The sequence below is a fragment of the Pseudomonas sp. R4-35-07 genome, from assembly GCF_003852235.1.
Taxonomy (GTDB): Bacteria; Pseudomonadota; Gammaproteobacteria; order Pseudomonadales; family Pseudomonadaceae; genus Aquipseudomonas.
This window is the reverse complement of the sequence record NZ_CP027732.1, coordinates 3,809,737-3,822,564: the sequence shown is the minus strand read 5'-3', so window position 1 is coordinate 3,822,564 and position 12,828 is coordinate 3,809,737. Positions and strand designations below refer to the sequence as shown.

The 12,828-nt window shown below is 62.8% G+C and carries 11 protein-coding genes; all 11 read left to right on the top strand.

Annotated features, from left to right (window positions below; translation table 11 throughout):
- Positions 1–7: 7 nt before the first annotated feature.
- The 11 genes from leuD (at position 8) to C4J89_RS17350 (ending at position 12,591) form a co-directional block, all read left to right on the top strand.
- Positions 8–649 carry a 3-isopropylmalate dehydratase small subunit gene (leuD, locus tag C4J89_RS17400; protein ID WP_124415138.1) on the top strand — a complete coding sequence of 214 codons (642 nt, stop codon included), beginning with the start codon at positions 8–10 and terminating at the stop codon, positions 647–649.
- A gap of 124 nt (positions 650–773) precedes the next feature.
- Positions 774–1,538: a class I SAM-dependent methyltransferase gene (locus C4J89_RS17395; RefSeq protein WP_124415137.1), complete on the top strand. Its 765-nt coding sequence runs from the start codon at positions 774–776 to the stop codon at positions 1,536–1,538.
- Positions 1,539–1,591: 53 nt separating this feature from the next.
- Entirely contained in the window at positions 1,592–2,674 is a 1,083-nt protein-coding gene (leuB, locus tag C4J89_RS17390; protein ID WP_124415136.1) for a 3-isopropylmalate dehydrogenase, read from the top strand.
- Between the two features lie 64 nt (positions 2,675–2,738).
- Positions 2,739–3,851 (top strand): aspartate-semialdehyde dehydrogenase, encoded by a 1,113-nt coding sequence (gene asd, locus C4J89_RS17385; protein ID WP_124363600.1) that lies wholly within the window; start codon positions 2,739–2,741, stop codon positions 3,849–3,851.
- 240 nt (positions 3,852–4,091) lie between these two features.
- The gene (locus C4J89_RS17380) at positions 4,092–5,102 is read left to right on the top strand and encodes an aspartate-semialdehyde dehydrogenase (RefSeq protein ID WP_124404722.1); all 1,011 of its coding nucleotides are present in this window, start codon (positions 4,092–4,094) and stop codon (positions 5,100–5,102) included.
- A 161-nt stretch (positions 5,103–5,263) separates the two neighbouring features.
- Entirely contained in the window at positions 5,264–7,789 is a 2,526-nt protein-coding gene (locus tag C4J89_RS17375; protein ID WP_124415135.1) for a FimV/HubP family polar landmark protein, read from the top strand.
- A 167-nt stretch (positions 7,790–7,956) separates the two neighbouring features.
- Positions 7,957–8,781 carry a tRNA pseudouridine(38-40) synthase TruA gene (gene truA / locus C4J89_RS17370; protein ID WP_124416044.1) on the top strand — a complete coding sequence of 275 codons (825 nt, stop codon included), beginning with the start codon at positions 7,957–7,959 and terminating at the stop codon, positions 8,779–8,781.
- A 64-nt stretch (positions 8,782–8,845) separates the two neighbouring features.
- Positions 8,846–9,478, top strand: coding sequence for a phosphoribosylanthranilate isomerase (locus tag C4J89_RS17365; protein WP_124415134.1), 633 nt, complete (start codon positions 8,846–8,848; stop codon positions 9,476–9,478).
- Positions 9,479–9,723: 245 nt separating this feature from the next.
- The gene (gene accD / locus C4J89_RS17360; RefSeq protein ID WP_005789754.1) at positions 9,724–10,644 is read left to right on the top strand and encodes an acetyl-CoA carboxylase, carboxyltransferase subunit beta; all 921 of its coding nucleotides are present in this window, start codon (positions 9,724–9,726) and stop codon (positions 10,642–10,644) included.
- The gene (gene folC / locus C4J89_RS17355) at positions 10,641–11,948 is read left to right on the top strand and encodes a bifunctional tetrahydrofolate synthase/dihydrofolate synthase (RefSeq protein ID WP_124415133.1); all 1,308 of its coding nucleotides are present in this window, start codon (positions 10,641–10,643) and stop codon (positions 11,946–11,948) included. The genes accD and folC overlap by 4 nt, the downstream gene beginning before the upstream one ends.
- Positions 11,932–12,591 (top strand): SPOR domain-containing protein, encoded by a 660-nt coding sequence (locus C4J89_RS17350; protein ID WP_124363595.1) that lies wholly within the window; start codon positions 11,932–11,934, stop codon positions 12,589–12,591. Before folC ends, C4J89_RS17350 begins: the two co-directional genes overlap by 17 nt.
- Positions 12,592–12,828 lie beyond the last annotated feature (237 nt).

The window sequence follows — 12,828 nt, the reverse complement described above, 5'->3', positions numbered from 1 at the left end:
AAACCCGATGAGAGCTTTTACCCAGCATACCGGTCTGGTAGCGCCGTTGGACCGTGCCAACGTGGACACCGACCAGATCATCCCCAAGCAGTTCTTGAAGTCGATCCAGCGCACCGGGTTTGGCCCCAACCTGTTCGACGAATGGCGCTACCTGGACGTGGGCTATGCCTACCAGGACAACTCCAAGCGCCCGCTGAACAAGGATTTCGTGCTCAACGCCGAGCGTTACCAGGGCGCCAGCGTGTTGCTGGCCCGGGAAAACTTCGGTTGCGGCTCCAGCCGTGAACACGCGCCGTGGGCCCTGGAAGAATATGGCTTTCGCAGCATCATCGCGCCGAGCTACGCCGACATCTTCTTCAACAACAGCTTCAAGAACGGCTTGCTGCCGATCATCTTGAGCGACGCCGAAGTGGATGAGCTGTTTCAGCAAGTGGAAGCCAATGTGGGCTACCAACTGACCGTGGACCTGGCCGCGCAGACCGTGACCCGTCCGGACGGCAAGGTGTACCACTTCGAGGTGGATGCCTTTCGCAAGCACTGCCTGATCAATGGCCTGGACGATATCGGCCTGACTTTGCAGGACGGCGACGCGATTGCAGCGTTTGAAACCAGGCACCGGGCGAGCCAGCCCTGGTTGTTTCGCGATTGATGCAGGCAGGACCGCCGCCATCTGGGGCAAGCCCCCTCTCACAGGTGTACGCATTTCAAATGTGGCAGGGGGCTTGCCCCCGATGAGGCCAGTGTTAACACCACAAAACCCAAGGAAAGCCCCCATGACCAGCACTGCCCACACCCAAGTCGTGCAAAAACAATTCGGCGAGCAAGCCTCGGCCTACCTGAGCAGTGCCGTGCACGCCCAGGGCACCGAATTCGCACTGCTCCAGGCCGAACTGGTCGGGCAGGGCGCGGCGCGACTGCTGGACTTGGGCTGCGGTGCCGGGCATGTGAGCTTCCAGGTTGCCCCGCTGGTCAAGGAAGTGGTGGCCTATGACCTGTCTCAGCAGATGCTTGATGTGGTCGCCGCCGCTGCGCAAGATCGCGGTTTGGCCAATATCAGCACCGTCAACGGCGCGGCTGAACGCCTGCCGTTTGCCGATGGCGAATTCGACTTCGTGTTCAGCCGCTACTCCGCCCACCATTGGAGCGACCTCGGCCTGGCCCTGCGCGAAGTGCGTCGGGTGCTCAAACCCGGTGGCGTGGCGGCGTTCGTGGATGTGTTGTCACCGGGCAGCCCGTTGCTGGACACTTACCTGCAAACCGTTGAAGTGCTGCGCGACACCAGCCATGTGCGCGATTATTCTGCCGCCGAGTGGATGCGCCAGCTCAGCGAAGCCGGTTTGCATGTACGCAACAGCAGCCGCCAACGCCTGCGCCTGGAATACACCTCGTGGGTCGAGCGCATGCGCACCCCGCCGGCCTTGCGCGCGGCGATCCTGGAGTTGCAACAGGCGATGGGCCAGGAAGTGCGCGATTATTACGAAATTCAAGCCGACGGCACCTTCAGCACCGACGTGCTGGTGGCGTGGGCCGAACGCTGATTGATTTTTTCCGACCTGCCCAAGGGCAGGTCGCTCGATGAAATGAGGAACCCATGAGCAAGCAGATTCTGATTCTCCCTGGCGACGGTATCGGTCCGGAAATCATGGCCGAAGCGGTCAAGGTCCTGGAGCTCGCCAACAGCAAGTACAGCCTGGGCTTCGAGCTGAGCCACGACGTAATCGGCGGCGCAGCCATCGATAAGCACGGCGTGCCCCTGGCCGACGAGACCCTGGAACGCGCCCGCGCCGCCGACGCCGTGCTGCTGGGCGCCGTGGGCGGGCCGAAGTGGGACAAGATCGAGCGTGATATCCGCCCTGAGCGCGGCCTGTTGAAAATCCGCGCGCAACTGGGCCTGTTCGGCAACCTGCGTCCGGCGATTCTCTACCCGCAGTTGGCCGAGGCGTCGAGCCTCAAGCCGGAAGTGGTGGCGGGCCTGGACATCCTGATCGTGCGTGAGCTGACTGGCGGTATCTATTTCGGCTCGCCTCGCGGTGTGCGTGAGTTGGAAAATGGCGAGCGCCAGGCCTACGACACCCTGCCGTACAGCGAGAGCGAAATCCGCCGTATCGCCCGTGTCGGTTTCGACATGGCCCGCGTGCGCGGTAAGAAGGTCTGCTCGGTGGACAAGGCCAACGTATTGGCCTCCAGCCAACTGTGGCGGGAAATCGTTGAAGAAGTCGCCAAGGACTACCCGGACGTCGAACTGAGCCACATGTACGTCGACAACGCCGCCATGCAACTGGTGCGTGCGCCGAAGCAGTTCGATGTGATCGTCACCGACAACCTGTTCGGCGACATCCTGTCCGACCAGGCCTCGATGCTCACCGGCTCCATCGGCATGCTGCCGTCGGCGTCCCTGGATACCAACAACAAAGGCATGTATGAGCCTTGCCACGGCTCGGCGCCGGACATTGCCGGCCAAGGTATTGCCAACCCGCTGGCGACCATTTTGTCGGTGTCGATGATGCTGCGTTACAGCTTCAACCTGGTTGACGCGGCCGACGCGATCGAGAAGGCCGTGAGTCTGGTGCTGGACCAGGGTTTGCGCACCGGCGACATCTGGTCGCAGGGTTGCACCAAGGTCGGCACGCAAGAAATGGGCGACGCTGTAGTCGCCGCGCTGCGGAATCTGTAATCTCTCGGGCCCGCTTGCAGTTATCGCTGCAAGGCGGCCCACTTTTTAACAAGGTGTAGTTGCGATGAAACGTGTAGGTCTGATCGGTTGGCGCGGTATGGTCGGTTCCGTGCTCATGCAGCGGATGCTGGAAGAGCAGGATTTCGATCTTATCGAGCCGGTGTTTTTCACCACTTCGAACGTAGGTGGCCAAGGGCCGTCCGTGGGCAAGGACATTGCCCCGCTCAAAGACGCCTATAGCATTGAAGAGCTGAAGACCCTCGATGTGATCCTGACGTGCCAGGGCGGCGACTACACCAGCGAAGTCTTCCCCAAGCTGCGCGAAGCCGGCTGGCAGGGCTACTGGATCGACGCCGCGTCGAGCCTGCGCATGCAGGACGATGCGGTGATCATCCTCGACCCGGTCAACCGCAAGGTCATCGACCAGCAACTGGATGCCGGCACCCGGAACTACGTCGGCGGCAATTGCACCGTCAGCCTGATGCTGATGGGCCTGGGTGGCTTGTTCGAAGCCGGCCTGGTCGAGTGGATGAGCGCCATGACCTACCAGGCGGCCTCCGGCGCCGGTGCACAGAACATGCGAGAGCTGATCAAGCAGATGGGCGCAACCCACGCAGCGGTGGCCGATCAACTGGCCGACCCAGCCAGTGCGATCCTCGATATCGACCGCCGCGTGGCCGAAGCCATGCGCAGCGACGCCTATCCGACCGAAAACTTCGGCGTGCCGTTGGCCGGTAGCCTGATCCCGTGGATCGATAAGGAACTGCCGAACGGCCAGAGCCGCGAAGAGTGGAAGGCCCAGGCCGAGACCAACAAGATCCTCGGGCGCTTCAAGAACCCGATCCCGGTGGACGGCATCTGCGTACGCATTGGCGCCATGCGCTGCCATAGCCAGGCGTTGACCATCAAGCTGAACAAAGACGTGCCGATTGCCGATATCGAAGGGCTGATCAGCCAGCACAACCCCTGGGTCAAGCTGGTGCCGAACAACCGTGAGATCAGCATGCAGGAGCTGAGCCCAACCAAGGTTACCGGCACCCTGAATGTACCGGTGGGCCGCCTGCGCAAGCTGAACATGGGCAGCCAGTTCCTCGGTGCGTTCACCGTGGGCGACCAGCTGTTGTGGGGCGCGGCTGAGCCGTTGCGTCGCATGCTGCGGATTCTGCTGGAGCGTTGATCGCTTGCAGGCTTTGAAGAGCCCCGCGTTCTGGTGACAGGCGCGGGGTTTTTTATTGTTCTTTCGGACGCTATCGGGGGCAAGCCCCCTCCCACATTTTGACCTGTGAACACATTCAAGTGTGAGAGGGGGCTTGCCCCCGATAGGGCCCTCAGCAGCACCACAACCCCCCAGGCTAATTGCCTCACCCCCAACCACCCGGTAAAGTGCCGCTCCCCCCGCAATGCCCGAGGCAGCCCCATGACCCAGACCTTTGAAATCGCCGTGATCGGCGCCACCGGTACCGTTGGCGAAACCCTGGTGCAGATTCTCGAAGAGCTGGACTTCCCGGTAGGCACCCTGTATTTGCTGGCTGGCAACAACTCCGCCGGTGCATCGGTACCGTTCCGGGGCAAGAACGTGCGGGTCAAGGAAGTCGATGAATTCGACTTCAGCAAGGCGCAGTTGGCCTTTTTCGCGGCTGGCCCGGCGGTGACCCTGAGCTTCGCCCCACGTGCCATCGCCGCCGGTTGCTCGGTGATCGACTTGTCTGGCGCATTACCTGCCGAACAGGCGCCGCCCGTGGTGCCGGAAGCCAACGCCCATGTGCTCAAGGGCTTGAAAAAACCCTTTCAAATCGCCAGCCCGAGCCCGTCCGCCACCAACCTGGCGGTGCTGCTGGCGCCGTTGCGCGGTTTGTTGGATATCCAGCGCGTGAGCGTCACCGCCAACCTGGCCGTGTCGGCCCTGGGCCGCGAAGCCGTCAGCGAATTGGCCCGCCAGACGGCCGAGCTGTTGAATGTACGTCCGTTGGAGCCGACCTTCTTTGATCGGCAGGTGGCCTTCAACCTGCTGGCACAAGTCGGCACGCCAGACGCCCAAGGTCACACAGCCCTGGAGAAACGTCTCGTACATGAACTGCGGGCCGTGCTGGAAACTCCGTTGCTGAAGATTTCCGCAACCTGCGTTCAAGCCCCGGTGTTTTTTGGCGATAGCCTGACTGTGTCGCTGCAGTTAGGGGCGCCGGCCGATTTGGTTGAGGTGAACCGTGTACTCGATGCGGCGCCGGGTATCGAGCTGGTCGAGGCGGGCGACTACCCAACGGCCGTAGGCGATGCGGTGGGGCAGGACGTTGTTTATGTAGGGCGAGTGCGCGCAGGTGTGGACGACCCGGCGGAACTAAATGTGTGGCTGACGTCAGATAACGTACGCAAAGGCGCTGCGCTCAATGCCGTGCAGCTGGCGCGGTTGTTGATAAAAGACCTTGCGTAAAAGATACTTGGCGCCAATTTGTAGATTGATTCTCACCAAGCGCTATGCTTGGCCAAAAGCGGAACACAAGCGCGTCGGTGACCTATCGGCTCGCCATGCCTTATGGCAGCGGTTACCAACCTTCTCGAAAGCCGGGGAGTGTTCAGACAAAGGATGAGGCTATGGTTCAAGTTCGCAAACTGGTGTTAGCAATAGCGGCCGCCTCGGCGCTGTCCTCCGGTATGGCGCAGGCGCTGCAACTCGGGGAGATGACCCTCAAGTCGAAGTTGAACCAGCCGCTGTCGGTGGAAATCGAATTGCTCGACGTCGGCGGCCTTACGGCGTCCGAGATCACCCCGAGCCTGGCCTCGTCCCAGGCATTCGTCGATGCCGGTGTCGATCGCCAGGCCTTTCTCGACGACCTCACCTTCACGCCGGTGGTCAATCCCAACGGCCGCAGCGTGGTGCGTGTCACCTCCAGCAAACCGTTGCCCGATTCCTATGTGCGCTTCCTGTTGCAGGTGCAGTGGCCGAACGGCCGACTCATGCGTGACTACAGCGTGCTGCTCGATCCCGCCAAATTCGACCAGTCCACACCGGCTGCCAGTGCGCCAGCGCCGCGCTTGAGTGCGCCGGCCGGTACCGCGACCGCCGTCAGCAAGCCAGCGCAACATACCACCACTGCTCGCGATACTTTGTGGGAAATTGCCGAGAAAAACCGCAATGGTGGCTCTGTGCAGCAAACGATGCTGGCCATTCAGGCGCTCAACCCGAATGCGTTTATCGATGGCAACATCAACCGCCTGAAAACCGGCCAGGTCCTGCGCCTGCCAGACACCGTGCAAAGCACCGCGCTCGGGCAGCCGCAAGCGATCGCCGAAGTGACGGCGCAGAACGCCGCCTGGCGTCAGGGCCGCCGCACTGCCGCCCAGCAAGTGGCGGGTAAGGCCCAGCTGGATGCTACCAAGCGCACCGAGACTGGCAATGCCCCGTCGAGCACCGGCGCCAAGGACAACTTGAGCCTGGTGTCGGCCGAGTCTGCTAAAAAAGGTGCAGCAGGCAAGGCCGGTGATAGCCGCGCGTTGAACGACAAGCTGGCGATGACCCAAGAACAGTTGGACACCACCCGTCGGGACAATGAAGAGCTCAAAAGCCGTGCGGCAGATCTGCAAAGCCAGTTGGACAAGCTGCAAAAGCTGATTCAACTGAAGAATGATCAGTTGGCCCGTCTGCAGGCCGAGAAGGGTGATGCGGCTGTGCCCGCGGCAGCGGCAGCAGCGCCTGCGCAGTTGGCTGATGAACCGGCGCCAGCCCCGGCCCCGGCAGCTCCGGTAGCGACACCTGCTCCCGAGCCGGCCAAACCGGTTGCCGCGCCTGCAACCACCGAAGGCAAATTCAATGAGCTGCTGACCAATCCTGTGGTGCTCGGTGTGCTCGGTGGCGCGGCCGTGATTCTGGCGCTGTTGCTCCTGTTGCTGTGGGTGCGCCATCGCAACGCCCGTCTTGAAGAAGAAAAGCACCTGCGCATGGCGCGCGCGCTGGCTGAAGAGCCGGAATTCACGTCGAATATCGATCGCGACCTGCCACCCGACAGTTTCGAAGGCCTGGAAGTGCCGCCGCCGAGCGTCACGCGGGCCCCCGCGCCTGCACCCGTTCCCGTGGCTGAGCCTGCAGTGCCCACCGTCGCCTCCGTGCTGGCACCGCTGGCGGCTGCCGTCGCCCCGACTTCCAGCGACGCGCTCTCCCAAGCCCAGTCCCATATCGACCGGGGCCACCTGAACCAGGCGGCGGATGTGCTTGAGCAAGCGATCAAGCAGGAGCCCAAGCGCAGCGACCTGCGTTTGAAGCTGATGGAAGTCTACGGCCTGCAGAATGACAAGAACGGTTTTGTCAGCCAGGAGCGTCAGCTGGTGGCCACGGGTGAAAACCACGCCCAGGTCGAGCAGCTCAAGGGCCGTTTCCCGGCCATGGCGGTGTTGGCGGCGGGCGTGAGTGCCGCAGTGGCCGCCGCCGCCCTGGACGCCCAGTACGTCAAGGACCTGCTGGAAGACAAGCCGGCTGCGCCGCAGCCAGAGCCTCTGGATACCGATTTTGACCTGAGCCTGGACGACCTGGAGGCGGCATCGCCGGCAGAGGTCAAGGGTGATCAGTCATTCGAGGCGCTTCTTGAGCAGCAGACGGCCGCCAACGCCAGCGCAGATGACCTGTCGGATTTTGACCTGGATCTGCAATTGGATGCGCCGGCGTCCGCGCAGTCCGATGACGACTTCCTGTCCGGTCTCGAAGAACAGATGAAGGACGTACCGGCCGCCGAGCCGCCGACCTTGACCCCGGCGGCACTGGACGACTTCGACTTGCCGGAAGATTTCGACCTCTCCCTGGCGGACGAGCCCGACTCGACGGCCAAGCCCGATGCCTTCGCTTCGGAACTGGACGACGTCAACGCCGAGTTGGACCGTCTGTCCCAGAGCCTGGAGCATCCTTCCATCGAGCCGTCCTTCACGGCTGAAGATGCGGCGCTCGGTGACGACGAGCCCGAGTTCGATTTCCTGTCGGGCTCCGATGAAGTCGCCACCAAGCTGGACCTGGCCCAGGCTTATATCGACATGGGCGACGCCGATGGCGCCAAGGACATCCTTTCCGAAGTGCTGACCGAGGGCAACGAGACCCAGCGCGGCGAGGCCAAGGAAATGCTCGGCCGAATCTGAAGGCTGATACGCGCCCAACGGGGAGAGGGCTTACTCCCTGCCACCGTTGGCGCGGCGTTCCCCCAACAAAAGCGCCCGTCGCGCAGCCGACGCCTTTATAATCCCCGTCTTTGCGCAACTCATCAGGCTCTCAGTTCTTGGCAAATATAGATAACGCGGCCGCCGAAATGGCGGCCGCAGGCTTTCACCGCATCGCCCTCGGCGTGGAATACAAAGGCTCGCGCTATCGCGGCTGGCAGCGCCAGGCCTCCGGTGTGCTGACGGTGCAGGAAACCCTGGAAAACGCTCTGTCGAAAGTCGCTGACTCGCCGGTATCGCTGATGTGTGCCGGGCGTACCGACGCCGGCGTGCACGCCTGTGGCCAGGTGGTGCATTTCGACACCCAGGCCGAACGCTCGATGAAGGCGTGGGTGATGGGCGCCAATATCAATCTGCCCCATGACGTCAGCGTCACCTGGGCCAAGGTGATGCCGGCGCATTTTCATGCGCGCTTCAAGGCCATCGCCCGACGCTACCGCTACGTGATCTACAACGATCAGATCCGCCCGGCGCACCTGAACCAGGAAATCACCTGGAACCACCGCCCGCTGGATGCCGAACGCATGGCCGAGGCTGCGCAGCATCTGGTGGGTGTGCATGATTTCAGCGCGTTCCGTGCCGGCCAATGCCAGGCCAAATCGCCGATCAAGGAAGTCCACCATCTGCGCGTGACCCGGCATGGCAAGATGATTGTGCTGGATATCCGTGCCGGGGCGTTCCTGCACCATATGGTGCGCAACATTGCGGGCGTACTGATGACCATCGGCACCGGCGAGCGCCCGGTGGAATGGGCCAGGGAAGTGCTGCAAAGCCGCATCCGTCGTACCGGTGGGGTTACGGCGCATCCGTTCGGCCTGTATCTGGTGGATGTGGAGTACCGCGACGAGTTCGAGCTGCCGCAGCGTTTTATCGGGCCACACTTCCTCACAGGTTTCAGTGAACTTGGCGGCTGACGCCTGGAAAAGCTTTTGTTACCATCCGGGACTTTCTCGGTTCAATCCCTGAGGTTTCTACGATATGTCAGCCGTTCGCAGCAAGATTTGCGGGATTACCCGCATCGAAGACGCGTTGGCGGCGGTCGAGGCGGGGGCGGATGCCATTGGCCTGGTGTTTTATGCCAAGAGCCCGCGGGCGGTGAATGTGTCGCAGGCGCGGGCCATCATCGCCGCGCTGCCACCGTTCGTGACCACCGTGGGTTTGTTCGTTAATGCCAGCCGTTGTGAACTCAATGAAACCCTGGATGCCGTGCCGCTGGACATGCTGCAGTTTCATGGCGACGAAACCCCGGACGAATGCGACAGCTATCAGCGCCCCTATATCAAGGCGTTGCGCGTCAAGGCCGGCGATGACATCGCCGCCGCCTGTGCCGCCTATGCGGGCGCGCGCGGGATTCTGCTGGACACCTACGTCGAAGGTGTTCCTGGCGGCACTGGAGAAGCCTTCGACTGGTCGCTGATCCCGGCGGGCCTGAGCAAGCCGGTCATCCTGGCCGGGGGGCTCAACCCGATGAATGTCGGCGCCGCCATCGAGCAGGTCCGGCCGTATGCCGTGGATGTCAGCGGCGGGGTGGAACAGGGCAAGGGCATCAAGGATCACCACAAGATTCGCGCATTCCTGCAGGCCGTGCGCAACAGCAGTGGTGTTATGTGACGGCTGGCAGTCTGCCGCCGTCCATAACTACCACTGTGTAAAACAGCACCGGCGCCGCCTGCGGGAGGCCCGGAAACGAAGTGGCAACCCTGCGCTGGCAGGTTGTCTGGAAGGCTGAGGATGCAGGCGGGAAATGGCTGGTCGAACCTCTGACCCCGTCCCGCCGGCCTCATCGCCACATATGAATTTAGCTCAAGGGCATACGCGGGGCTGTGTTCAAGCCACCGGTACTGGAGAAAGAAAGCATGAGCAACTGGTTAGTAGACAAACTGATCCCTTCGATCATGCGTTCCGAGGTGAAGAAAAGCTCGGTTCCTGAAGGTCTGTGGCACAAGTGCCCGTCCTGCGACGCGGTGCTGTATCGCCCGGAGCTGGAAAAGACCCTGGACGTTTGCCCCAAGTGCAACCACCACATGCGTATTGGCGCACGCGCCCGTATCGACATCTTCCTCGACGCCGACGGCCGCAACGAGCTGGGCGCTGACCTGGAGCCGGTCGACCGCCTCAAGTTCCGCGACAGCAAGAAGTACAAGGACCGTCTGGTCGGTGCGCAGAAGCAGACCGGCGAGAAAGACGCGCTGATCTCCGTCAGCGGCAAGCTGCTGGGCATGCCGGTGGTGGTTTCGGCGTTCGAGTTCTCCTTCATGGGCGGCTCCATGGGTGCCATCGTCGGCGAGCGTTTCGTGCGCGCCGCCAACTATGCCCTGGAAAACCGCTGCCCGATGATCTGCTTCGCCGCCTCCGGTGGCGCGCGTATGCAGGAAGCGCTGATTTCCCTGATGCAAATGGCCAAGACCTCGGCGGTATTGGCGCGTCTGCGCGAAGAAGGCATTCCGTTCATCTCGGTACTGACCGACCCGGTCTACGGCGGCGTTTCCGCCAGCCTGGCGATGCTCGGCGATGTGATCGTCGGTGAGCCAAAAGCCCTGATCGGCTTTGCCGGCCCACGCGTCATCGAGCAGACCGTGCGTGAAAAGCTGCCGGAAGGTTTCCAGCGCAGCGAGTTCCTGCTGGAACACGGCGCCATCGACCTGATCATCCCGCGCGGTGAGCTGCGCCCACGCCTGGGTAACCTGCTGGCGCAAATGATGGGCCTGCCGACGCCTGTCTACGTCGCGCCCAAGGTCGAGCCGATCGTCGTGCCACCGGTGCCAGCAAACCTATGACCCAACGTACCCTGGGCGAATGGCTCGCCTACCTTGAGCAGTTGCATCCGTCCGCCATCGACATGGGCCTGGAGCGCTCGCAACAGGTAGCGGCCCGCCTTGGGTTGGGGCGGCCGGCACCGCGTGTGATCACGGTCACCGGCACCAACGGCAAAGGCTCCACCTGTGCCTTTGTCGCGGCGCTGCTGCAGGCTCAAGGGCTGAGCGTCGGCGTCTACAGCTCGCCGCACCTGCTGCGTTACAACGAGCGGGTGCAGCTCAATGGCCGCGAAGCGAGCGACGAGCAGCTCTGCGAAGCCTTCGCCGCCCTCGATGCAGGGCGTGGCGAGATTTCCCTGACTTATTTCGAGATGGGCACCCTGGCGGCGTTGTGGCTGTTCGAGCGTGCGCAACTCGATGTCGTCGTCTTGGAAGTGGGCCTTGGCGGGCGTCTGGACACGGTCAACGTGGTGGATGCGGACATGGCGCTGGTCACCAGCATCGGCGTCGATCATGTCGATTACCTGGGTGACACCCGCGAATCCGTGGCATACGAAAAGGCCGGGATCTTTCGCCGGGGCAAACCTGCCTTGTGCGGCGATCTTGACCCTCCGCAACCCTTGCTGGACAAGGTACGTGAGCTCGACTGCCCGTTCTTCCTGCGCGGGCGCGACTTCAACCTGGAGATCGGCGATCAGCATTGGCAATGGTCCGGGCGCGATGCGCGGGGCCAGCCGGTAGTGTTACGCGATTTGCCGCTGCTGAACCTGCCGATGGAGAATGCCGCGCTGGCGCTGCAAGCCTATCTGTTACTGGGTCTGCCGTGGAATGCCGGGCAAATTGCCGCAACCTTGCTGGCAACGCGCATAGTAGGGCGCCTGGATCGGCGCGCAGTGGAGTGGCAGGGCAAGCGCCTGAACCTGCTGCTGGACGTGGGCCATAACCCCCACGCCGCTGAGTATCTGGCGCAGCGCTTGGCGCGCACGCCGCCGTCCGGCCGCCGCCTGGCGGTGTTTGGCCTGCTGGCCGACAAGGATCTCGACCGCGTGCTTGCGCCGTTGCTGAGCGGGGTCCAGTCCTGGGCCGTTGCACCGCTGGATACGCCGCGCAGCCGTCCGGCAACTGAGCTGGAAACTGCCTTGCAGAACCTTGGTGCATCGGTGACGTCGTATGCAAGCATCACCGCGGCCCTCGAGGCGCAGTGTGCGGTAGCGACGGCCGAGGACGAGATTCTGTTGTTCGGATCATTTTATTGTGTTGCCGAGGCGCTCGAATGGCTGGCCCGGCGCTCCACGGAGGAAGCTGCACATGGCATTACTGGATAGCGCATACAAGCAGCGAATGGTCGGAGCCCTGGTGTTGGTGGCATTGGCGGTGATTTTCTTGCCGATGCTGTTTTCCCGTCAGGACGAGCAGCGCCAGGTGGTCGTCGAGGCTCCGGCTGCGCCCCAGGCACCGGTGGTGCCTCAGGTCCAGGTTGAACCGGTGGTGGTGCCTGAGCCGCAGGCGCTGCCTGAAGAGGAGCCGGTGCCGAGCGACGAAGAGGTCGCCGCGCAACAGGCGCCGTCCATGCCGGTGCAGCCAAGCGTGCCGGTGGTCAAGCCGACACCCGCTCCGGCTGTTGCCGCCAAGCCGGCGACGCCAGCGCCTGCACCCAAACCGGTAGCGCCACAGCCTGCCGCGCCGGGCAAGCCTGACGTGGGGCAGAGCCGTATCGACCCGAATGGCTTGCCGATCAGCTGGTCGATCCAAGTGGCCAGCCTGGGCAACCGCGAAGGCGCCGACGCCTTGCAGAAAAAGCTGCGCGCCCAGGGTTACAACGCCTACATCCGTAGCGCCGACGGCAAGAACCGCGTGTTTATCGGGCCGCTGATCGAGCGCGCCGAAGCCGACCGCCTGCGGGATCTACTGGATCGTCAGCAGAACCTCAAGGGTTTCGTCACTCGCTTTCAGCCTGAGCGCGGCTGATTTCGAGACTTGAAATGCAGTCAAGTGTGGGAGGGGGCTTGCTCCCGATAGCGGTGGGTCAGTCAGTGCATCTGACACTGAACCACCGCCATCGGGAGCAAGCCCCCTCCCACATTGGTCTTCGGCGGTCTTGAAATAGCTTTCGCACTGCCCAATCTATTGATTTGCAAAGCACCCGCAATCACCGCTTACCGATAGCCCGGCGCTCTGCTAAAATGCGCCGCCTTATCCGTACGT